This window comes from Microcella sp. (assembly GCF_051860105.1).
GTDB lineage: Bacteria > Actinomycetota > Actinomycetes > Actinomycetales > Microbacteriaceae > Microcella.
Map to the genome: position 1 here is coordinate 152,029 of NZ_JBHYEO010000003.1, position 20,319 is coordinate 172,347.

The window sequence follows — 20,319 nt, forward strand, 5'->3', positions numbered from 1 at the left end:
CACACGTGTCCAAGCGCATCGAAGTCAACGACCTCAACGTCTACTACGGCAAGTTCAAGGCCGTCGAGGGTGTCAGCATGGTCATCGAGCCCCGCAGCGTCACGGCCTTCATCGGCCCCTCGGGCTGCGGCAAGTCGACCTTCATCCGCACGCTCAACCGCATGCACGAGGTGATCCCGGGCGCCTACGTCGAGGGCGAGGTGCTCATCGACGGCGACGACCTCTACGGCCCCGGGGTCGACCCGGTGCTCGTGCGCCGTCAGGTAGGCATGGTGTTCCAGCGCCCCAACCCCTTCCCGACGATGTCGATCCGCGACAACGTGCTCGCGGGGGTCAAGCTCAACAACCGCCGCATCAGCAAGACCGACGCCGACGAGCTGGTCGAGAAGTCGCTGCAGGGTGCCAACCTCTGGAACGAGGTCAAAGACCGCCTCGAGCGCCCCGGCTCGAGCATCTCGGGCGGCCAGCAGCAGCGCCTGTGCATCGCGCGGGCGATCGCCGTCGAGCCCGAGGTGATCCTCATGGACGAGCCGTGCTCGGCCCTCGACCCCATCTCGACGCTCGCGATCGAAGACCTGATCGAAGAGCTGAAGAAGGACTACACGATCGTCATCGTGACCCACAACATGCAGCAGGCCAGCCGCGTGAGCGACAAGACGGCCTTCTTCAACATCGCGGGAACCGGCAAGCCCGGCAAGCTCATCGAGTACGACGACACCTCGGTCATCTTCTCGAACCCGAGCGTGAAAGACACCGAAGACTACGTCTCGGGCAAGTTCGGGTAAGCCGCGGAGGCCTAGGCGCTCGAGCGGGCGCCGACCTGCTCGGGGTCGTCCTCGTGCACGGTGAAGCGGTAGCCCACGTTGCGCACCGTGCCGATGAGCGACTCCATGTCGCCGAGCTTCGCGCGCAGGCGCCGCACGTGCACATCGACCGTGCGAGTGCCGCCGAAGTAGTCGTAGCCCCACACCTCGCTCAGCAGCTGCTCGCGCGTGAACACACGGCTCGGGTGGGTGGCGAAGAACCGCAGCAGCTCGAACTCCTTGAACGTGAGGTCGAGCGTGCGGCCGTGCACCTTCGCCGAGTAGCTGGCCTCGTCGATGACGACGCCGGATGCCCGGATCATGCTCGACCCCTCATCGCGCGACTGGCGGCCGATCGCCAGGCGCAGCCGGGCATCCACCTCGGCGGGCCCCGCCGTCTCGAGAAGCACGTCGTCGATGCCCCATTCCGCGTTGACCGCCGTGAGGCCGCCCTCGGTGAGCACCACGATGAGGGGGGAGCCGGCACCCGTGGTCGTCAGGATCTTGCAGAGCGACTTGGCGCTCGCGAGGTCGGCGCGGGCATCCACGATGATGACATCCGCGGGAGGCGCGCCCACGAGGGCCGCCGGTTCCGCCGGAATTCGGCGCACCCGGTGGCTGAGAAGCCCTAGCGCGGGGAGAACGTCGGTGTTCACCTGCGAGGTCAGGATCAACAGCTCCGCCACTTGTCCTCCACGGTGTCCCGCTCAGTGTACAAGCGCCCTAGCATGGGGGCATGTCCCGCACCATCGCGACCGCGCTGCCCGTCTGGCTCGCCGTCGCCAGCGCGGTCGTCATCGTCGCGCTGACCCTGCCCTCGACGCAGTGGTGGGCCGTGCTGCCGGCCATCGCGGGCGGCGCCATGATCATGACCTTCGTCATCCAGGTCAGCCTGCAGTCGAAAGACGGGCTCGTCATGCGCATGCTCGTGACGGTCACCGGCGCCATCCTGCTGCTCATCGCGGCCTCGATCGCGACGCTCGTCGTCACGACCCTCTAGGCGTTCTCCCCGCCCGCGCCGTCGTACACTGGGACCATGCTTCTCGCCCTTGAGATCTTCTTCCTCGGCCTGCTGGGTCTGGCGACGCTCTCGATCGGCTTCGTGTCGGTCGTCGTGCTCGTCAACCTGTACCGCGGCCAGCGCTGATTCCGCGCGGAGCCGTGTTCTCCCTCGACACGAGCCTGCCGGCCGAGCTCGCCCCGCTCGCCTGGCTCATCGGGGTGTGGGACGGCACCGGTGTCGTGCACTACCAAGACGGCGACCGCACACGCCAGCACGAATTCGGCCAGCGCGTCAGCTTCAGCCATGACGGGCTCAACTACCTCAACTACTCCTCGCACAGCTGGCTGCTCGATGAGGCGAACACGCCCCTCAGCGCCGAGGCCGGCTACTGGCGGCTGCATCGCCCTGCGCAGCCCGGCGACCCCGGTCCGGGCATGCTGCCCGGTGAGGGCCCCCGACCCTTCGCGACGGCCGAGCAGGTCGAGCAGCTCCGCGCGCCGCACGGCGGCTTCGACGTCGAGGTCGCGCTCATCCACCCCGGCGGCGTCAGCGAGCTCTACCTCGGCCGCGTCGCCGACGCGCGCATCGACCTGCAGACCGACGCCGTCATGCGCTCGGCGAGCGCCAAGGAGTACGCGGCCGCGACCCGCATCTACGGCCTCGTCGACGGCCGCTTGCTCTGGGCGTGGGACATCGCGGCGCTCGGCAACGACCTGCGCACGCACGCCTCCGGAACCCTGAACCGCGATGCCTGAGTCGCGCCCCGTCAGCTCGCTGCTCGCCCTGCCGGGCGCCGTCGCGATCGCCGTCGACGGCACCGCGGTCGCGGCGGGTGCCGACCAGGCGACGACCGTCGCGGCGCACTACGGCGACCCGGTCGGCGAGCAGCGGATGCTCGTCGCTGGCCGCGCCATCGTCGACCTCAGCGACCGCGGCGTCATCACCGTCTCCGGCCCCGACCGCCTCACCTGGCTCGACTCGCTCACCTCGCAGTCGCTCGCCGCACTCGCGCCGGGCCAGTCGGCCGAGACGCTGCTGCTCGACCCCAACGGGCGGCTCGAGCACAGCATCCGGATCATCGACGACGGCGTGACCGCCTGGCTGCTCGTCGACGCGGCGCAGACGACGGCGCTCGCCGCCTGGCTCGACCGCATGCGCTTCATGCTGCGGGTCGAGGTCGCCGACGCCACGGCCGACTGGGCGACGCTCGGCCAGCTGCTGCCCACGGGCGTCGACCCCCTCGTCGTCCCCGCCGCCCCGAACGGCATGCCGCTGATCTGGCACGATCCGTGGTCGGCCGTGCAGGCCGGGGGCTGGCAGTACGCCGCGGATGACGGGCACCCAGCGGGCGAGTACCCGGCCGTCGAGCTGCTCGTCGAGCGCGCACGCCTCGACGAGATCGCCGCGGCCGCGCGCGCGGGCGACCTGGCCGTGGCCGGCACGTTCGCCCTCGACGCCCTGCGCATCGCCGCCTGGCGGCCCCGCTTCGGCGCCGAGGTCGACGACCGAACGATCCCGCACGAGCTCGACTGGCTGCGCTCGGCGGTGCACCTCAGCAAGGGCTGCTACCGCGGGCAGGAGACGGTCGCGAAGGTGCACAACCTCGGCCACCCCCCGCGCCGGCTCGTCATGCTGCACCTCGACGGCTCCGACGCGCTGCTGCCCGGTCGCGGATCTCCCGTGCTGCACGAGGGAGCCCCCGTCGGCACGATCACCTCGAGCGCGCGGCACCATGAGCTCGGCCCCATCGCGCTCGCCGTCGTCAAGCGCTTGCTCGACCCCGCCGCGGTGCTCGTCGTCGAGGCCGACGGCGTGGCCATCGCCGCGGCGCAGCAGGTCATCGTGCCGCCCGACGCGGGAGCGACCGCGGGCGTGCCGCGCATCCCGCGCCTCGGCGCCGTGCCGCGCACCGGCTGATCCGGGCGGACGGGAGCAGGCGCGTGAGCGAGCAGGGTGCGTCGTTGCGGCGACTGGAGCGCAGCATCCGGCGGCGATTGGATGCCCGCGCCGCGCTCGACCGCGTCGTGCGCTCGCTGCCCGCCGTCGTGCAGATCGTCGTCGCCGCGACCGCGGCGTACCTGCTCGCGCGCGGACTGCTCGGCCATGAGCTTCCGCTCGTCGCCGTGACCGTGACGATCGTCTCGCTCGGGCTCGCGCGCGACGCCACACCGCGGCGCGTCGTCGAAACCGTGATCGGCATGAACATCGGCATCATCGTGGCTGCCCTGCTCGTGCAGGTGATCGGGCAGGGGGCCTGGCAGATCGCGGTCATCCTCGCTCTCACCCTCGTCGTCGCTCGCGCCGTGTCGCCCTCAGCTCCCTTCGCGATCGCGGCGGGCGTGCAATCGATGCTCGTCGCCGTGCTGCCCGCCCCCGACGGCGGCGTGTTCGCGCGCAGCCTCGACGGCCTCATCGGCGGGGCGGTGGCGCTGCTCATCACGGCGCTCATTCCGCGCTTCGACCTCATGCGGCAGCGCGGGGAGGCCACGGCGCTGTTCTCGCTGCTCGACCAGTCGATCGCCGGGTTGCACGAGGCGTTGCGCGCGGGCGACGGTGCTGCGGCCGAGCTCGCGCTCGCCCGCAGCCGCCGCAGCCAGGCGCTCATCGATGACTGGGGCCGTGCCCTCGAGAGCGCCCGCGGCGTCGCGGCCGTCTCGCCCTGGTTGCGCTCGCGACGGGCGCCCCTGGCGGAGGAGGTGCGGCTGCTCGCGGTCGCCGACCTCACGACCCGGCACGTGCGCGCGATCGCGCGCCGGGTCGAGGTGATCGTGCGCGACGGGCAGCCGCGCCCCCTGCTCGCCGAACTGCTCGACTCGGCGGCCGAGGTCGTGCGCCTGCTCGGCCGCAGTCGCGACGACGAGGCGGCGCGCTACGCCGCGCGCGCGGTCGCGGCAGGGCTCGCGGCCCGCTGCGCGCCGACCGCTGTCGACGGGGTGGGCGATCAGGTCGTGATCGTGCTGCTGCGCCCGCTCGCCTTCGATGTGCTCGTGCACCTCGGCACTCCCCCCGACGAGGCTCGCGCCCTGCTGCCACCCCTCTGAGCCGGTCGTCATCCCTCCGCAGCGCGGCCCGGCACCAAATGACGGAACTATGGGCCGCTGAAGCTACCCGCGGCCCGCTCGGTGCATCCTCATCCGTCATTCGGATGACGCACGGGCGTCGACTCCATCACACGGAGCCGTCGGGGTAGCCCACGAACGGAAGGGGCACAGGTCGGGCTGCGCCGGTCAGTCGCCGGTCATCCTGCCCGCATGCGTGACGTCAGAACCCTCGACCACCTCCGTGTCCTCGCGGCTGAGCGCGGCGGGATCATCCCGACCTTCCGCCTCCGCAGCGCCGGTTTCGGCCCCTCGGTGATCTCCGCGCTTCGTCGTCGCGGCATCATCATTCGGGTACGGCAGGGGTGGTATGCGCTGCCTGGGCTTGCCGATGACGCGATGCGAGCCGCTCGCGTCGGCGGGCGGGCAACATGCCACACAGCCCTCCGACACCACGGGGTGTGGGTGCTCCCGGATGTCCGGCTTCACGTCGCTCTGCCCGCACACGCTGTGCGGCCTCGAGATCCCGACGACCACCGACGCCGGCGCCATCCGTCGAGTAAAGAGGTCGCCGTGCACTGGCGCGGTGATTCCTCGGTCGTTGATCGTCCCATCGCGTCGGTTGTGGAGGCGCTCGGAGACCTCGAACGCTGCGGCCCGTTCGAGGCGTTCGCGGTCGCGCTGGATAGTGCTCTCCATCTCGGTCTCGTGACCGACGAGCACGAACTCGCGCAGCGCCACGCTGCGGCAGGGATCACCGGGGTCTGCGAGTCGGGCATCGAGACCCTCTTCTGGCTGCGGCTCCATGCGCTCCGCCGGAGCATCCGACGCCAGGTTCTCATTCCCGGTGTGGGCCGGGTGGACTTCCTGATCGGTCTCCGTCTCGTCGTCGAGGTGGATGGCCGCGAGCACCACGCGAGCCCGGAGTCGTTCGAGAGAGATCGCGCGCGAGACGCCCACCTGGCCCGGCTCGGTTACCGGGTCGTGCGATTCAGCTACCGGCAGATCATCCATGAGTGGGGCACCGTGGAAGCAACGATTCGCGGCCTCGTCGCTCAGGGAGAGCATCGCGCACGTCGAGGATCGCCCCTCGCTCGTGCCGAATGACGGAGTTGTCTGTCCAATCTCCTTGTACCTCGGCCCCAGCCCCCGGATCCTCCGTCATTCGGTGTGGAAGCGCGGGGTTCCCGGTCAGGGGATCGGGGCGACCGCCGACCAGGGCAGGGTGAGCTCGCCGAGCCGCCAGCGCCCGGGGCCGTCGAGCACGGGCCAGCCGGCATCGCGCAGCCCCCGTGCCGCGGCGACGAAGCGCTGGCGCGGCGAGAAGGTCGAGAGCGGCGCGTGGCGGGCCCACTGTGCGTCGAGCTCGCGCAGCAGGGCGTGCACGCTCTCGCCCGGCACATTGCGGTGGATGAGCGCCTTCGGCAGCCGCTCCGCGACGACCGAGGGCCCGCCGAGCTCGTCGAGCGAGGCCAGGTGCAGCGCGATCGTGAGGGACTGTGGGCCAGAGGGGTCGAGCGCGACCCAGCTCGCCACGCGGCCGACCTCGCTGCAGGTGCCTTCGAGCAGCAGCCCGCCCGGCTGCAGGCGAGCCCGCATGAGCGCCCAGGCCGCGGGCACCTCGGCTTCGTCGTACTGCCGCAGCACGTTCGCGGCGCGGATGATCGCGGGCCGGGCATCCCCGTCGAGCGGCACCTCGAAACCGCCCTGCCGGAAGCTCAGTCCTTCACGCGCGAACGCGGTGGCGGCGCGCACGCGCTCGGGATCGATCTCGATGCCGACGACCCGCGCATCCGGCCGCACGCGGCGCAGACGCTCGAGCAGCTCGAGAGAGGTCCAGTGCGCGGCCCCGTATCCGAGGTCGACGATGAGGGGGTCGGATGCTCGCCGCAGCACCGGCTGCGCCGCGAGCCAGCGATCCATGCGTCGCAGGCGGTTGACGCCCGTCGTGCCCCGGGTGACGCGCCCTTCTGCCATGGCCCTATTCTCGCGCCCCGTGCGGCGCTGGATAGGCTGAAGGCATGACGCACACCCTGATCCTGCTCCGCCACGGCCACTCCGTCTGGAACGAGAAGAACATCTTCACGGGCTGGGTCGACGTGGGGCTCACCGAGCAGGGCAAGGCCGAGGCGCGCCGCGCTGGCGAGCTCATCGCCGCTTCGGGGCTCGCCCCGCGAGTGCTGTACACGAGCCTGCTCAAGCGCGCCATCCACACCGCGAACATCGCCCTCGAGGTCGCCGACCTCGACTGGCTGCCGGTGAAGCGCAGCTGGCGCCTCAACGAGCGCCACTACGGCGCCCTGCAGGGCCTCAACAAGGCCGAGACGCTCGCCGCGCACGGTGAGGAGCTCTTCATGACCTGGCGCCGCAGCTTCGACACGCCGCCGCCGCCGCTGGCTGACGACGCCGAGTACAGCCAGGTGCACGATCCGCGCTACGCCGGCATCGACGGCGAGGTGCCCCGAACCGAGAGCCTCAAGCTCGTGATCGACCGCATGCTGCCCTACTGGCACAGCGACATCACGCGCGACCTCGCCGCCGCTCAGACGGTGCTCGTGACGGCCCACGGCAACTCGCTGCGCGCGCTCGTGAAGCACCTCGACGGCATCTCGGATGACGCGATTGCCGAGCTGAACATCCCCACCGGAATCCCGCTCGTGTACGAGCTGGGCGATGACTTCATGCCCGTGAAGCCGGCCGAGTACCTCGACCCGGAGGCCGCCGCGGCCGGTGCGGCTGCGGTCGCCGCGCAGGGCAAGAAGTAGGGCGAACCGACCTAGTCGGCCGGCACCCAGTCGCCGGTCGCCAGGTACTGCACCTTCTTCGAGATCGACACCGCGTGGTCGGCGAACCGCTCGTGGTAGCGCGAGGCGAGCGTGGCGTCGACCGTGTCGATCGCCTCGCCCTTCCAGGTCTCGCCGAGAACCTTGTCGAAGACGCTGAGGTGCAGGGCGTCGATCTTGTCGTCCTCGTTGCGGATGTGCTCGGCGATCGCGACGTCCTCCGTCTCGAGCAGCTCGACGAGCTTGCGGGCGATCTCGACATCGAGAGCACCCATCTCCTTGAACGTGCCGCGCAGGCTCTTCGGAACCACCTTGTCGGGGAACCGGTAGCGAGCGAGCTGGGCGATGTGCTCCGACATGTCTCCCATGCGCTCGAGCGAGGCGCTGATGCGCAGTGCGCTCACGACGACGCGAAGGTCGCGTGCGACGGGCTGCTGGCGAGCGAGGATGTTGATGGCCAGCTCGTCGAGTTCCGCGGCTGCCGCGTCGATCTTCGCGTCATCGGCGATGACCGTCTCGGCGAGCGAGACGTTCGACTCGTTGAAGGCCCGCGTGGCGTTGTCGATCGACACCGCGACCAGCCCCGCGATCTCGACGAGTCGCTCTCGCACCTCTCGCAGCTCCTGCTGGAACACTTCGCGCATCTGGTCACGTCCTCTTGTCTGGGGGGCTGCGGCACAATCTCTCTCACCGTGCCGTTCGGCGGTGAACGGTCGCTGGCCCGCAGGTGAATTCTCGGCGACGTCGGGCTCGCGGGGCCTGCGTCAGGTCGGCGGCGCTCCGTCGGTCACTAATCTAGTCCTCATGGACTCGGCACTGCTCGTGCCCCTCGCGCTCGCCCTCGGGGCACTGCTCGGGGGCGGAGCCGTCGTCACCGTCATCGCGGCCGCGCGGCGCGGGCGCATGGCCGCCGAGGTCGCATCGACGACAGTGCCGGACGGGGTCGATCAGGTGATCGAGGCGCTCGAGTCGGCGGGTGTCGTGCTCGACCCGAGCAACAACGTCATCAAGGCCTCGCCGCGGGCCGTCACGCTCGGGCTCGTCTGGCACCGGACGCTCGTGCACCCTCGACTGGTCGAGCTCGTCGATCGGGTGCGCCGCAGCGGCGAGGCCGTGACGGAGGAGCTCGAGCTCAGCCGGGGCCCGCTTGGCGACGCCGCCCTGCACCTCTCCGTGCGCGTGGCACGCCTCGGCAGCCGGTTCATGCTGCTGCTCGCCGAGGACCGCACCGAGTCGTACCGGCTCGACGCCGTGCGGCGCGACTTCGTCGCGAACATCAGCCACGAGCTCAAGACCCCGATCGGTGCGATCGGTCTGCTCGGCGAGGCGCTGGGTCACGCCGCCGACGACCCCGTGCAGGTGCGCCGCTTCGCCGAGCAGTTGACGAAGGAGTCGTCGCGCCTGGCGAGCATGACCCAAGAGATCATCGAGCTGTCGCGCCTGCAGGCGAAAGACGCCCTCTCGCACCCCGAGATCGTCCAGCTCGACCACGTCGTGTCGGCCGCCATCGACCAGAACCGCGTGCACGCCGACGCGCAGCGCGTCACACTCGCGAGCGGCGGCACGAAGGGCCTGCGGGTCTGGGGCGACGAGGCCATGCTCATCACGGCCGTGCACAACCTCATCCTCAACGCCGTGCAGTACTCGCCGTCGCCCTCGCGCGTCGGTATCGGGGTGACGGCGGCCGACGACGTCATCGAGATCGCGGTCACCGATCAGGGCATCGGCATTCCCGAGGACGAGCTCGACCGCGTGTTCGAACGCTTCTTCCGTGTCGACCAGGCGCGCTCGCGCACCACGGGCGGCACGGGCCTCGGCCTCAGCATCGTCAAGCACGTGGTGCAGAACCACGGCGGCGACGTGCGGGTCTGGTCGCAGCCCGGCCGGGGCTCGACCTTCACCATCCGTCTGCCGCGCGTTCTCGAGCCGGCGGCCTCTCTCTCGAAAGCACGGTCATGACCCGCATCCTCATCGTCGAAGACGAAGCGTCGCTCTCGGAACCGCTCGCCTACCTGCTGACGCGCGAAGGCTACGAGACGACGGTCGCGGCCGACGGGCTCGCGGCCCTCACCGAGTTCGACCGCGCGGGCGCCGACCTGGTGCTGCTCGACCTCATGCTGCCGGGTCTGCCCGGCACCGAGGTGTGCCGCGAGCTGCGGCAGCGATCGGCGGTGCCGATCATCATGCTCACGGCGAAAGACAGCGAGGTCGACATCGTCGTGGGCCTCGAGCTGGGTGCGGACGACTACGTGACCAAGCCGTACTCGACGCGCGAACTGCTCGCGCGCATCCGGGCGGTGCTGCGTCGCCAGACCGATGCCGGAGACCTCGACGAGGCCGTGCTCACAGCGGGCCCCGTGCGCATGGATGTCGAGAAGCACCAGGTGACGGTCGACGGCACGGTCGTCGCGATGCCGTTGAAGGAGTTCGAGCTGCTCGAGCTGCTGCTGCGCAACGCGGGCCGCGTGCTCACGCGCGGGCAGCTCATCGACCGGGTGTGGGGCGCCGACTACTTCGGCGACACGAAGACCCTCGATGTCCATGTCAAGCGCATCCGGTCGAAGATCGAGCCCGACCCCTCGAATCCGCGGATGATCGTCACCGTCCGCGGCCTCGGCTACCGCTTCGAGGCCTGAGGCCTGCGATCGCGGCGCCCGCCGCACCCCGCGTCGACCCGCACGCACGAGTGCCCCGGCGACGATGTCGCCGGGGCACTCGGCCGGTGGCGGGCTCCCCTCCTCGAGCGCCCGCGTCGCGCTACGGGCAGGCGGTGAGGCTCTCCACCGCGGTGCCCAGGGCACCGGTGCCGCCCAGCAGGAACAGGTTCGTGGTGGAGCCGCTGTAGATCGCGTCGATCGCGGCGGCGGGCACGCATCCGTGCTGCACGAGGTACACCGGGATCTGCGCGCGACCGGCGAGCGCCGCCCCCGCGAGGGCGTCGGCGAAGCCGGCGCCGGTGGCGTAGACGACTCCGCTGTTCGCGGGGTACGCATCGAGGTTGATGGCCGCTGAGGTGGCGTAGCGGTCCGCCCCGGAGAGGCGTCGAACACCGGCGCCGAACTCGACTGCCAGCTGGCTCTCGATGCTTCCGCTGACCGCCCCGGTGCCGCCCGCGATGGTGATCTGCGTGGCGCCGAGGTCGCGGATCAGGTCGATCGTCGCCTGCGGCACGCTGCCGAGCGCGCCGTCGACGAGGATGACGGGGATGCCCTCACCCGCCGCGACCGCTCCCGCGCTGAGCGCGTCGGGGTAGTTGCGGCCGGTGGCGATGAATACCTCGGGCACCGTGCTGCCACCCCACACCTCGTCGACGATCGCGGCGCCGGTGCGGTAGCGGTCGGTGCCGGAGAGTCGGATGGTGTTCGGCTGCAGCAGCGTCAGCGCGTTCTCGACCGCGGTCGAGACGGCCCCCGTGCCGCCGATGAGGTAGATCGTGTCGGGGTTGAGTCGGTCGATCTCGTCGCGCACGACGCCGGGCAGCGCACCGGGCTCGGTCAGGAGCAGCGCCGCGTCGAGGGTGCCGGCGGCCGGTCCGGCGGCGAGCGCGTCGGGGAAGGTCAGGCCGCTGGCGACGAAGACGGTGGATGCTCCGCTCGGGAACGCGCGCTTCGAGATCTCCACGGCGGTCGCGAAGCGGTCTGACCCGGCGAGCCGCTCCTGGTCGAAGCCGAGCACCCGCACCTCGTTCTCGTAGTACATCGTCACCAGCGCACGGCCGGAGTTCGGGAGGACGACGAGCTGTCGCGAGTAGCTGCCGTCCGCGGCGATCGTGCCCCGCACGGCGCGCGTCTCGACGTCGATGATGTCGACTCCGTTGTCGTGCGACAGCAGCATGTTCTCGCCGTCGGGTGCGATCTCGAGGTCGAGAGGGGCGGTGCTCGTGCCGAACGTCGCGATCGTGCTGAGATCCGCGGGGTTCAGCACCGAGATGGTGTCGCTGGAGTTGTTGACGACCCAGAGCTGATCGCCGGCCGGCGTGAGCTGCCCGTCCACCGGGAACGACCCGAGCGGGGTGTACGACGTCGAGTCGTCGGTGAGGTCGACGCGGCTGATGCCACTCGAGGTCACGATCACGTCGAGCGTCAGCCCGTCATCGCTGATGATCGCCTGCTGCGGGAACGAGAACCCCGTGATGGTCCGCTGCACCGACCGAGACGCGGTGTCGACGACCGCGACGGACTGCCCGTTGTAGTTGACCACGTAGGCCGTCGCGCCGTCGCGGCTGAACGTGACGGAGTAGCTGCCGTCGCCCGCGCTGATCGTCTCGACGACACTGAGCGTGCCGACGTCGATGACCGTCACCGAGTTGCCCGACCAGGTCGACACCCAGGCCTCGGTGCCGTCGGGGGTGAAGGCCACGCCGGTCGGCTCGCCCCCGACCGTGATGGTGTCGATGACGGATACCGGGCCGGAGACATCGAGGACGCTCACGGTGCCGTCGCCGGCGTTGGTGACCATCGCCAGTGCGCCGTCCGGGCTCACGGCGACGTCGAGGGGGTTGACGCCGACGGAGAGTTCACCGAGCGAGCCGAGGGCGGAGGCGGGAGTCGTGCTCGCGTCGAGGGCGGTCAGGGTGCCGATGGCGAGCGCACCGGCGGCGAGCGAGGCGAGCAGTCGTGCTGCTCGCGATCGAGCGGGGGTGGGGGGACATAGCGTGCTCCAGGGGTGAGGAGGGGGATGCCGACCCGGTCGGGCCGACTCCTCCACGCTAGGAACACCGGTCTCCGGCACCACTACTCAAACCCGCCCGGGATTGCTCACCCTCGGCGGCGCATTGCTCAGCCTCAGCAGCGCGTGAGGTTCTCGACGGCGGTCGAGACCACCCCGGTTCCTCCGAGGATCCCGATGCGGTCGGCGTTGTGCCGCCACGCCCCGTGCAGCACGTCGGAGGGCAGGCAGCCGGGGCGCACCAGGTAGATCGGGGCCTGATCCGGCGCCGCCAGGGTGATGCCGGCGAGCGCGTCGGGGAAGTTCGCTCCGGTCGCCCAGTACGAGGCGGGTGAGGGGCGGAAGTCGAAGCCGAGCTCCGTCACGGCGACCGATGTCGCGTAGCGATCGGTGCCGGCCGCGCGCACGATGTCGCGTCCGCCTAGCCCGACGAGCTGGTTCTGGATGCCCTGGCTCATCACCCCCGTGCCTCCCACGAGGATCACCCGGTCGGGGTCGAGCTGCCCGATGCGCGTGATGACGCCGGCCGGCAGGGAGTTCGCACTCCCGTCGACGAGCAGCATCGGCACGCCGGCCGCGGCGGCCGCGGCTCCGGCGCTCAGCGCGTCGGGGAAGTCGCGGCCCGTGACGAGGTAGAGGTCGGCGAAGGGGTCGCCGGGTTCGAAGAACTCCTGGATCACCTGCAGCGAGGTCGCGTACCGGGTGTCGCCCGAGAGTCTGAGCACGCCGGCGCCGGTCGCTTCGATCTGCGCTTCGACGGCCTCCGAGATCACCCCGGTGCCTCCCGCGATGATGACGATGGTCGGGTCGAGGCGCTGGATCTCGGCGAGCACATCCGCGCGCAGGGTGTTCTGCGGGTTCAGCAGCAGCGGCCCGTTCCGCACCCCGATCGCGGGGGCGAGGGCGAGGGCATCGGGGAAGGACGTGCCGCTCGCCAGGTACACCGTGCCGTGCGTTCCGGGGTACGCCTCCTGCGACATCTGGATCGCCGTCTGATAGCGGTCGCTGCCCGCGAACCGGTCGATCTCGAGCCGGGCGACCGAGACGGCGTCGCTGCCGAAGCTGGTCGAGTACACGGTGCGGCCGTTCGGGGCCATGACGACGTCGTTCGTGAAGGTCGGGGTCGTGTACCGCGTGCGCTCCTGGGTGGTCTCGAGGTCGATGGTGACGACGGAGTTGCCGGCGGCGAGCAGGAGGAGTCGGTTGTCGAAGGTCGGCCGCATCCTGTTCGGCTGGCCTCCGACGGAGAGATACCCGATCAGCGTGTCCGTCGTGAGATCGATCCGCGCCACGAAACCCAACCCGAACATCGAGACATAGGCGCGGTCACGAGCGGCGTCGACGTGCACGCCGGTGGCGTCTGCGGCGAGCGCAAGCGACGTGACGGCTCCGGTGCTGAGGTTCACGAAGGTGACGCGGTCGCCGGTCGCGGTGCTGCCGCCGGAGGCGACGATGAGGCGATTGCGCTCGGCGTCGACGGCGATGCCTTGCGGCACGTCTCCGACGTCGTAGGTCGTGACCACAGCGCGCGTCGTCGTGTCGAAGACCTTCACTTGGTCGGTGTTCGGGAAGGTGACGTAGGCGCGGCTGCCGTTGGCCGAGAAGGCGATGTCTTGCGGCGAGCCGGCCGTGCCGAAGGAGGTGGTCTCGGTGAACGTGAGCGTGTTGACGATCGAGATGGTGCCGCTCGCGAAGTTCGTCACCCACAGCTCGTTCGTGCCGGGGCGCACGCGCAGGTCTGCGGGGGCGAAGCCGACGGAGATCGACGTCGTGGTCTGCGTCGCCAGCGTGACGGCGGTCACGGTCGCCGCTTGGCTGTTCGCGACGAACGCGACCGCGTTGTCGCTGCGCAGGGCGATCGCGGTGGGTCCGTCGCCGACCGGGATGGAGCCGAGTGAGGAGATCGCGGCCGCCGGCGGAGCATCCGCCGGGAGCAGGAGCGAGGCGACCAGGGTCACCGTCAGGGCGGGGATGACAGCTCGACGAACGCGCACGGGCGATCCTCTCGGGTGCGGGATGCGGCCCTTCTCTAGCAGGCAGCTTCTCGCACCGTATCCCGGCCGTGACGGCGCAGGGGAGAGCAGTTCTTACTCAGCCGCTCTCGGCCGTCGCGCCACCCGCTCGGAGGGTCTGAGCCGCGCCGAGGGTGATCGGCTACGGGATGTAGAGCTCGTACTCCGGCAGCGCTCCGTCGAGCACGGGCACGAGCACCTCGACGCCTTCGGCGCCGCTGTAGGCGAAGAACACCGGCACGAGCCCGCCGATCGTCGCGCCGCTGCCCGAGATGATGATCTGGTTCTCATCGTCGGGCCCGCCGACGCGCGTGCGATCGCCCGCGGTGACGACGAGAGCCTCGGTGACGCGCTCGCCGTCGGCCTCCCACTGCACGGTGAGGCGGCGGTCGACGTCGGCGGCGCTGGCGATCGTCATCACGAGGTTGAGCTCATCGCCCGTCTCACCGATGAGCAGCGCGTTGCGGATCGCGAGCTCGCCGACCTCGGCGCCGACGCCGTCACTCGGGTCGTACTCCTTCTCGGTCGCGATCACCGCCCCGAAGGTGCAACCCGTCGTCCCGACCAGCAGTGCCGCGGACAGGGCGATCGCCGCCACAACACGAGATTTCACGAATCGTCTCCTTCAGACCGTCGGCAGAGCCGCCAGGGCGCTATCGGACATGCCCGCAAGAGCCCGCCCAAGTCTAGTCTAGCGAGCGTCGCGGGGCCCTCCGGTGCTCGGTCCGGAGCCCGCCCGCCCCGAAATTCTGTGAGATCGCTGTGGTAGACTGGCAGTTCTGCGGAAGGACCACCATCCATGCTTTTCCAGGTCGGCGAGACGGTCGTTTACCCCCACCACGGTGCGGCGACGATCATCGAAGTAAAGAACCGAATCATCAAGGGCGAAGAGAAGCTCTACCTCAAGCTCAACGTCACCCAGGGCGATCTGACCATCGAGGTTCCGGCGGAGAACGTCGACCTCGTGGGCGTTCGCGACGTGATCGGCCAGGAGGGTCTCGACAAGGTCTTCGAGGTGCTGCGCGCCCCGTTCACCGAAGAGCCCACCAACTGGTCGCGCCGCTACAAGGCCAACCTCGAGAAGCTCGCTTCGGGTGACGTCATCAAGGTCTCCGAGGTCGTGCGCGACCTCTGGCGCCGCGATCAGGACCGCGGCCTGAGCGCCGGCGAGAAGCGCATGCTCGCCAAGGCCCGTCAGATCCTCATCAGCGAGCTCGCGCTCGCCGAGAAGACCGACGAGGAGAAGGCCTCGACCGTGCTCGACGAGGTCCTCGCCTCCTGAGCGCGCCGGTGGTCGACGCCCCGCGCCTCGCGATCGTCGTCGTCGCGGCCGGCAGCGGCACGCGGCTCGGTCTCGCGCAGCCGAAAGCGTTCGTGCCGGTCGGCGGCCGCCCTCTGCTCGAGCACGCTCTCGAGGGGGTCTTCGCTCAGCCCGAGAACGCGCAGGTCGTCGTCGTCGCGCCCGCCAGTCATCGCGCCGAGGCGGCCGCCATCGGACATCGGGTCGCCGGTGCGGCGAAGGATGCCCTGACCGTCGTGACGGGAGGCGACAGCCGTGCGGCCTCCGTCGCGGCCGGGCTCGCCGCCGTCGCCGCAGGGGTCGAGGTCGTGCTGATCCACGACGCGGCACGCGCCCTGACTCCGCCCGACGTCTTCACGCGCGTCGTGCAGCGCGTGCGCGCCGAGCGGGTCGGCGTGATCCCCGCCCTGCCCGTCGTCGACACGATCGCTCGACGCGACGCCGCCGGAGCCGTGCTCGGTCAGGTCGATCGCAGCGAGCTCGCGGCGATCCAGACTCCGCAGGGCTTCCCGCTCGCTGCGTACCGCGCCGCCGTCGCGGCGATCGCCCCCGGCGCCGAGCACACCGATGACGCCAGCGTGTTCGCGGCGGCCGGGCATCCCGTGGTGACGGTGCTCGGCGACGACCGCGCCTTCAAGGTGACCACCCCGTGGGATCTGCGCCGGGCCGAGCAGCTCGTCGCGGGCGATCGCCCTGCCCTGCGCACCGGCATCGGCATCGATGTGCACGCCTACGATGACAGGCGGCCGCTCTGGCTGGGCGGCCTGTATTGGCCCGACGAGGCGGGGCTCGCCGGGCACAGCGACGGCGATGCGATCAGCCACGCGGTGTGCGATGCGCTGCTCTCCGCGGCCGGGCTCGGCGACATCGGCTCGCGCTTCGGCGTCGACGACCCGCGGTTCGCCGAGGCGCGCGGCGAGGTCTTCCTCACGGCGACGCTCGAGCTCGTGCGCGACGCCGGCTTCGACGTCGTCAACGTCGCCGTGCAGGTCGTCGCGCAGCGCCCGCGGTTCGCGGCTCGACGGCACGAGGTCGAGGCGCTGCTGACCCGCACGCTGGGCGCCCCGGTGAGCGTCGCCGCGACGACGAGCGACGGCCTGGGCTTCACCGGCCGCGCCGAGGGTGTGGCGGCCGTGGCAACAGCACTGCTTCGGTCCTAGACCCCCCGGTAGGCTGGGCCGGTGACCGTGCGCCTCTACGACAGCCTCCAGGCGGCCGTCGTCGACCTCGAACCGCGGGTCGAGGGCCGCATCGGCATGTACGTCTGCGGGCCCACGGTGCAGTCGGCGCCGCACATCGGGCACCTGCGCAGCGCCCTCGTCTACGACCTGTGGCGGCGCTGGTTGACCGCGCGGGGCTACGACGTGACCTTCGTGCGCAACGTCACCGACATCGACGACAAGGTGCTGGCCAGCGCCACCGAGCACGAGCCGTGGTTCGCCGTCGCCTATCGCGTCGAGCTCGAGTTCACCGCCGCGTACCGGGCCCTGGGCATCCTGCCCCCGACCTATGAGCCGCGCGCGACGGCGAGCATCCCGCAGATGCACGCCCTCATCGAGCGCCTCATCGCCGCCGGTCACGCCTATGCGGCGCCGGATGCCTCGGGAGACGTGTACTTCGACGTGCGCAGCTGGAGCCGCTACGGCGAGCTCACTCGCCAGAGCCCCGACGACATGGCGGAGGCGGGCGACGCCCCAGCGCGGGCCAAGCGCGATGCGCGCGACTTCGCCCTCTGGAAGGGCGCGAAGGCCGACGAGCCCGCGACGGCGCAGTGGGAATCCCCGTGGGGTGCGGGTCGGCCCGGCTGGCACATCGAGTGCTCGGCGATGGCGGCACGGTACCTCGGCCCGGCCTTCGACATCCACGGCGGGGGGCTCGACCTGCGGTTTCCGCACCACGAGAACGAGCTCGCCCAATCGGCGGCCGCGGGCGACGCCTTCGCGCGGCACTGGGTGCACAACGGGCTCGTGAACGTCGGCGGCCAGAAGATGTCGAAGTCGCTCGGCAACTCGGTCTTCGCCGCCGATCTGCTCGCGAGCCATCGGCCCGCCGTCGTGCGCTACTGGCTGGGCTCGGCGCACTACCGCTCGACGATCGACTACACACCGGGGTCGCTCGACGAGGCGCAGGCCGCGCTCGAGCGCATCGAGGGCTTCCTCGCCCGGGCGATGCGCCGCGTCGCCGGCACCCGCTTCGCCGAGATCGAGGCCGATCTGCCCGGCGAGTTCGCCGCCGCGATGGACGACGACCTGGCGGTGCCGCAGGCTCTCGCCGTGCTGCACGACCGCGTGCGCTCGGGCAACGCCGCGCTCGACGCCGACGACCCCGCCGCCGCCGCGCAGGCCCGAGCCGAGGTCGCCCTCATGGTGAGCGTGCTCGGGTTCGACGCGGCCGAGGGGGATGCTCGACCGGACGACCCCGCCCGTCGAGCCCTCGCGACCCTCGTCGACCGCCTCATCGGCGAACGCCGCGCGGCCCGCGACGCTCGCGACTTCGCCGCTGCCGACCGCATCCGCGACGATCTCGCCGCGGCCGGCATCGTGCTCGAAGACTCACCGACCGCAACCGACTGGAGTATCGATGGCTAAGCCCGGGCGCCCTGGCGCGAGCAAGAAGAGGAAAGGCCCCACGGTCGGATCGGGAGGGCAGGGCCGTCAGGCGCTCGAGGGCCGCGGCCCCACGCCCAAGGCCGAGGACCGCACCTGGCACCCCGCGGGCAAGCGCAAGGCCGCCAACGACCGCCTCGCGGCGGCGAAGAGCCGGGCGGGCGGGGGCAACGGCGGCGGGCAGCAGTCCTCCCGCTCACGCGCCCCGAAGAAGAGTGCCGATGCCGAGATCGTGAGCGGCCGCAACTCGGTGCTCGAGGCGCTGCGCGCCAAGATCCCCGCCAGCACGCTGTACATCGCCTCGCGCGTCGAGATGGATGATCGGGTCAAGGAGGCGCTGTCGCTCGCCACCAAGCGCGGAATCCCCGTGCTCGAGGTCATGCGTCCCGAACTCGATCGCATGACCGGGGAGAACTCGGTGAACCAGGGCATCGCGATCACTGTTCCCGCCTACGAGTACGCGCACCCGATGGATCTCGTCTCGCGCGCGGTCGACCGCGGCCAGACGCCGCTGCTCGTCGCGCTCGACGGGGTGACCGATCCGCGCAATCTCGGGGCGATCATCCGGTCGACCGCCGCGTTCGGCGGGCACGGCGTCATCGTGCCGCAGCGCCGCTCGGTCGGCGTGACGGCCGCCGCGTGGAAGACCTCGGCAGGGGCAGCGGCGCGCACGCCTGTGGCGATGGCGGCGAACCTCACCCAGACGCTCAAGGCGATGAAGGCGGAGGGCGTCTTCGTGCTCGGGCTCGACGGCGACGGCGACATGCAGCTGCCAGCGCTCGAGCTCGCCGACCGCCCGATCGTGATCGTCGTCGGCAGCGAGGGCAAGGGTCTCTCGCGGCTCGTCACGGAGACGTGCGACGCGATCGTGTCGATCCCGATCTCAGCCGCGACCGAGTCGCTCAACGCGGGCATCGCGGCGAGCGTGGCGCTGTATGAGGTGGCCCGGAGGCGCTCGGCGTTGTAGCGCGGGGGCGCACGTGTGTAGTCTCGCGGTGTTCATTTTTACTGAACGCGCGAGGAGGCGGCGATGGAGCTGCAGCACCTGAAGATCGCCGTCGTCGGCACGGGCGCCGTGGGCGCCTCGGTCAGTGCCGACCTGGTTCGGGCGGGGCTCGACGTGGCCCTCATCGATCAGTGGCCCGCGCACGTCGAGGCGATGCGGGCGAACGGGCTCACGGTCGACACTCTCGGCGACGTGCAGGTGACCGAGGTCAGGGCGCACCACCTCTGCGAGGTGGCCGAGCTCCGCGAGCCGTTCGACATCGTGTTCACCGGGGTCAAAACCTACGACACCCGCTGGGTCGCCGAGCTCATGCGACCCCTTCTGCGCCCCGACTCGGTCTTCGTCGGCCTGCAGAACGGCATGACGATCGATCAGAGCGCCGAGATCGTCGGATCGGATCGGACGATCGGGTGCGCCATGGGCATCGCCGCCAACATGCCCGAGCCTGGTCTGATCCGGCGTCAGGTCCGGCCCGCCGACACCTGGTTCGCGATCGGGACGCTCTCGGGTGAGCACACCCAGCGGCTCGACGAGGTCGCGGCCGTGCTGGCGTGCGCCGCGCGGATCGACGTGACCGACGACATCCGCTCGGCGAAGTGGATGAAGCTGATCGCCAATATCCCGGAGATGCTGCCCTCTGCACTGCTCGGCGTCCCGCTCCTCGAGGCCGCCACCATGCCCGGCGTGCGTCCGGTGATGGATGCGATGTCGCGCGAGGCCTACGCTCTCGCGATCGATCTCGGCATCACGATGCGGCCGAGCCTCGGCATCGCCGCCGCCGACATGCCCACGGACGATCAGTACGCGCTCGACCTGCTCGATCGCGTGCTGTCGCACTTCTCTCAACCCGACACCCGGGTGGCCGTGCTGCAGGACTGGGAGAAGGGTCGCCGCGGCGAGCTCGACGCGTTCAGCGGCTACATCGTCGACAAGCGCGCGGAGCTCGGCGGCCGGGCACCGGTGAACGAGGCCGTGCTGCGGCTCGCGGAGCGCGTCGAGCGCGGCGAGCTCGTGCCCGCGCCCGAGAACTCGGCGCTGCTCATCGCGGCCCTCGACGCGACCGCGTAGGGGTCCGCGCGGCTCGGGCCGCGCTTGACACC

At 70.9% G+C, this 20,319-nt stretch carries 20 protein-coding genes; 14 read left to right on the top strand and 6 right to left on the bottom strand.

Annotation, left to right across the window (positions count from 1 at the left end; translation table 11 throughout):
• Window positions 1–5 precede the first annotated feature (5 nt).
• The gene (gene pstB / locus ACTIE9_RS02865) at window positions 6–785 is read left to right on the top strand and encodes a phosphate ABC transporter ATP-binding protein PstB (RefSeq protein WP_409647277.1); all 780 of its coding nucleotides are present in this window, start codon (window positions 6–8) and stop codon (window positions 783–785) included.
• Window positions 786–796: 11 nt separating this feature from the next.
• Here pstB and ACTIE9_RS02870 read toward each other — a convergent pair whose 3' ends face one another.
• Complete coding sequence (locus ACTIE9_RS02870) at window positions 797–1,489, bottom strand: response regulator transcription factor (RefSeq protein WP_439564062.1); 693 nt, start codon at window positions 1,487–1,489, stop codon at window positions 797–799.
• Window positions 1,490–1,539: 50 nt separating this feature from the next.
• Here ACTIE9_RS02870 and ACTIE9_RS02875 point away from each other — a divergent pair, with 50 nt between their 5' ends.
• The 5 genes from ACTIE9_RS02875 to ACTIE9_RS02895 all read left to right on the top strand — a co-directional run bounded on the left by ACTIE9_RS02875 (window position 1,540) and on the right by ACTIE9_RS02895 (window position 5,951).
• Window positions 1,540–1,803: a hypothetical protein gene (locus ACTIE9_RS02875; protein WP_439564063.1), complete on the top strand. Its 264-nt coding sequence runs from the start codon at window positions 1,540–1,542 to the stop codon at window positions 1,801–1,803.
• Window positions 1,804–1,964: 161 nt separating this feature from the next.
• Complete coding sequence (locus ACTIE9_RS02880) at window positions 1,965–2,561, top strand: FABP family protein (RefSeq protein WP_439564064.1); 597 nt, start codon at window positions 1,965–1,967, stop codon at window positions 2,559–2,561.
• Window positions 2,554–3,723, top strand: coding sequence for a CAF17-like 4Fe-4S cluster assembly/insertion protein YgfZ (gene ygfZ / locus ACTIE9_RS02885; protein WP_439564065.1), 1,170 nt, complete (start codon window positions 2,554–2,556; stop codon window positions 3,721–3,723). Before ACTIE9_RS02880 ends, ygfZ begins: the two co-directional genes overlap by 8 nt.
• Window positions 3,724–3,746: 23 nt before the next feature.
• Window positions 3,747–4,847 (top strand): FUSC family protein, encoded by a 1,101-nt coding sequence (locus ACTIE9_RS02890; RefSeq protein ID WP_439564066.1) that lies wholly within the window; start codon window positions 3,747–3,749, stop codon window positions 4,845–4,847.
• Window positions 4,848–5,243: 396 nt separating this feature from the next.
• Window positions 5,244–5,951, top strand: a complete 708-nt coding sequence (locus ACTIE9_RS02895; protein ID WP_439564101.1) for an endonuclease domain-containing protein — start codon at window positions 5,244–5,246, stop codon at window positions 5,949–5,951.
• A gap of 84 nt (window positions 5,952–6,035) precedes the next feature.
• Here the strand turns inward: ACTIE9_RS02895 and ACTIE9_RS02900 are convergent, their stop codons facing one another.
• Window positions 6,036–6,821 (bottom strand): class I SAM-dependent methyltransferase, encoded by a 786-nt coding sequence (locus tag ACTIE9_RS02900; RefSeq protein ID WP_439564067.1) that lies wholly within the window; start codon window positions 6,819–6,821, stop codon window positions 6,036–6,038.
• A gap of 44 nt (window positions 6,822–6,865) precedes the next feature.
• Between ACTIE9_RS02900 and ACTIE9_RS02905 the strand changes: the two genes are divergently transcribed.
• On the top strand, window positions 6,866–7,609 hold the full coding sequence (locus ACTIE9_RS02905; RefSeq protein ID WP_439564068.1) for a phosphoglyceromutase: 744 nt from the start codon (window positions 6,866–6,868) through the stop codon (window positions 7,607–7,609).
• Window positions 7,610–7,620: 11 nt separating this feature from the next.
• Here ACTIE9_RS02905 and phoU read toward each other — a convergent pair whose 3' ends face one another.
• On the bottom strand, window positions 7,621–8,271 hold the full coding sequence (phoU, locus tag ACTIE9_RS02910; RefSeq protein WP_439564069.1) for a phosphate signaling complex protein PhoU: 651 nt from the start codon (window positions 8,269–8,271) through the stop codon (window positions 7,621–7,623).
• A gap of 160 nt (window positions 8,272–8,431) precedes the next feature.
• Between phoU and ACTIE9_RS02915 the strand changes: the two genes are divergently transcribed.
• Together ACTIE9_RS02915 and ACTIE9_RS02920 are read left to right on the top strand one after the other, a co-directional pair.
• Complete coding sequence (locus ACTIE9_RS02915; RefSeq protein ID WP_439564070.1) at window positions 8,432–9,586, top strand: sensor histidine kinase; 1,155 nt, start codon at window positions 8,432–8,434, stop codon at window positions 9,584–9,586.
• On the top strand, window positions 9,583–10,263 hold the full coding sequence (locus tag ACTIE9_RS02920) for a winged helix-turn-helix domain-containing protein (RefSeq protein ID WP_439564071.1): 681 nt from the start codon (window positions 9,583–9,585) through the stop codon (window positions 10,261–10,263). Before ACTIE9_RS02915 ends, ACTIE9_RS02920 begins: the two co-directional genes overlap by 4 nt.
• A gap of 121 nt (window positions 10,264–10,384) precedes the next feature.
• On the opposite strand, the gene ACTIE9_RS02925 is transcribed toward ACTIE9_RS02920, so the two are convergent.
• The 3 genes from ACTIE9_RS02925 to ACTIE9_RS02935 form a co-directional block, all read right to left on the bottom strand.
• Complete coding sequence (locus tag ACTIE9_RS02925; RefSeq protein ID WP_439564072.1) at window positions 10,385–12,361, bottom strand: cell wall-binding repeat-containing protein; 1,977 nt, start codon at window positions 12,359–12,361, stop codon at window positions 10,385–10,387.
• A gap of 50 nt (window positions 12,362–12,411) precedes the next feature.
• Window positions 12,412–14,289: a cell wall-binding repeat-containing protein gene (locus ACTIE9_RS02930; protein WP_439564073.1), complete on the bottom strand. Its 1,878-nt coding sequence runs from the start codon at window positions 14,287–14,289 to the stop codon at window positions 12,412–12,414.
• A 160-nt stretch (window positions 14,290–14,449) separates the two neighbouring features.
• Window positions 14,450–14,920, bottom strand: coding sequence for a hypothetical protein (locus ACTIE9_RS02935; RefSeq protein WP_439564074.1), 471 nt, complete (start codon window positions 14,918–14,920; stop codon window positions 14,450–14,452).
• Between the two features lie 186 nt (window positions 14,921–15,106).
• On the opposite strand from ACTIE9_RS02935, the gene ACTIE9_RS02940 reads away from it, so the two are divergent.
• The 5 genes from ACTIE9_RS02940 (at window position 15,107) to ACTIE9_RS02960 (ending at window position 20,287) form a co-directional block, all read left to right on the top strand.
• Complete coding sequence (locus ACTIE9_RS02940; RefSeq protein WP_047565183.1) at window positions 15,107–15,589, top strand: CarD family transcriptional regulator; 483 nt, start codon at window positions 15,107–15,109, stop codon at window positions 15,587–15,589.
• 8 nt (window positions 15,590–15,597) lie between these two features.
• Window positions 15,598–16,767 (top strand): 2-C-methyl-D-erythritol 4-phosphate cytidylyltransferase, encoded by a 1,170-nt coding sequence (gene ispD, locus ACTIE9_RS02945; protein WP_439564075.1) that lies wholly within the window; start codon window positions 15,598–15,600, stop codon window positions 16,765–16,767.
• 21 nt (window positions 16,768–16,788) lie between these two features.
• Window positions 16,789–18,195: a cysteine--tRNA ligase gene (cysS, locus tag ACTIE9_RS02950; protein WP_439564076.1), complete on the top strand. Its 1,407-nt coding sequence runs from the start codon at window positions 16,789–16,791 to the stop codon at window positions 18,193–18,195.
• Window positions 18,188–19,180, top strand: a complete 993-nt coding sequence (rlmB, locus tag ACTIE9_RS02955) for a 23S rRNA (guanosine(2251)-2'-O)-methyltransferase RlmB (protein WP_439564077.1) — start codon at window positions 18,188–18,190, stop codon at window positions 19,178–19,180. The genes cysS and rlmB overlap by 8 nt, the downstream gene beginning before the upstream one ends.
• Window positions 19,181–19,243: 63 nt before the next feature.
• A complete protein-coding gene (locus ACTIE9_RS02960; RefSeq protein ID WP_439564078.1) occupies window positions 19,244–20,287 on the top strand; it encodes a ketopantoate reductase family protein in 1,044 nt (347 codons plus the stop codon).
• Window positions 20,288–20,319 lie beyond the last annotated feature (32 nt).

What these genes read in the sequence shown, in the direction of transcription:
- ACTIE9_RS02875 (WP_439564063.1), top strand. Translation starts at nt 1,540, where the DNA reads ATGTCCCGCACCATCGCGACCGCGCTGCCCGTCTGGCTCGCCGTCGCC.
- ygfZ (WP_439564065.1), top strand. Translation starts at nt 2,554, where the DNA reads ATGCCTGAGTCGCGCCCCGTCAGCTCGCTGCTCGCCCTGCCGGGCGCC.
- ACTIE9_RS02895 (WP_439564101.1), top strand. Translation starts at nt 5,244, where the DNA reads ATGCGAGCCGCTCGCGTCGGCGGGCGGGCAACATGCCACACAGCCCTC.
- ACTIE9_RS02900 (WP_439564067.1), bottom strand. Translation starts at nt 6,821, where the DNA reads ATGGCAGAAGGGCGCGTCACCCGGGGCACGACGGGCGTCAACCGCCTG.
- ACTIE9_RS02905 (WP_439564068.1), top strand. Translation starts at nt 6,866, where the DNA reads ATGACGCACACCCTGATCCTGCTCCGCCACGGCCACTCCGTCTGGAAC.
- phoU (WP_439564069.1), bottom strand. Translation starts at nt 8,271, where the DNA reads ATGCGCGAAGTGTTCCAGCAGGAGCTGCGAGAGGTGCGAGAGCGACTC.
- ACTIE9_RS02915 (WP_439564070.1), top strand. Translation starts at nt 8,432, where the DNA reads ATGGACTCGGCACTGCTCGTGCCCCTCGCGCTCGCCCTCGGGGCACTG.
- ACTIE9_RS02920 (WP_439564071.1), top strand. Translation starts at nt 9,583, where the DNA reads ATGACCCGCATCCTCATCGTCGAAGACGAAGCGTCGCTCTCGGAACCG.
- ACTIE9_RS02940 (WP_047565183.1), top strand. Translation starts at nt 15,107, where the DNA reads ATGCTTTTCCAGGTCGGCGAGACGGTCGTTTACCCCCACCACGGTGCG.
- rlmB (WP_439564077.1), top strand. Translation starts at nt 18,188, where the DNA reads ATGGCTAAGCCCGGGCGCCCTGGCGCGAGCAAGAAGAGGAAAGGCCCC.
- ACTIE9_RS02960 (WP_439564078.1), top strand. Translation starts at nt 19,244, where the DNA reads ATGGAGCTGCAGCACCTGAAGATCGCCGTCGTCGGCACGGGCGCCGTG.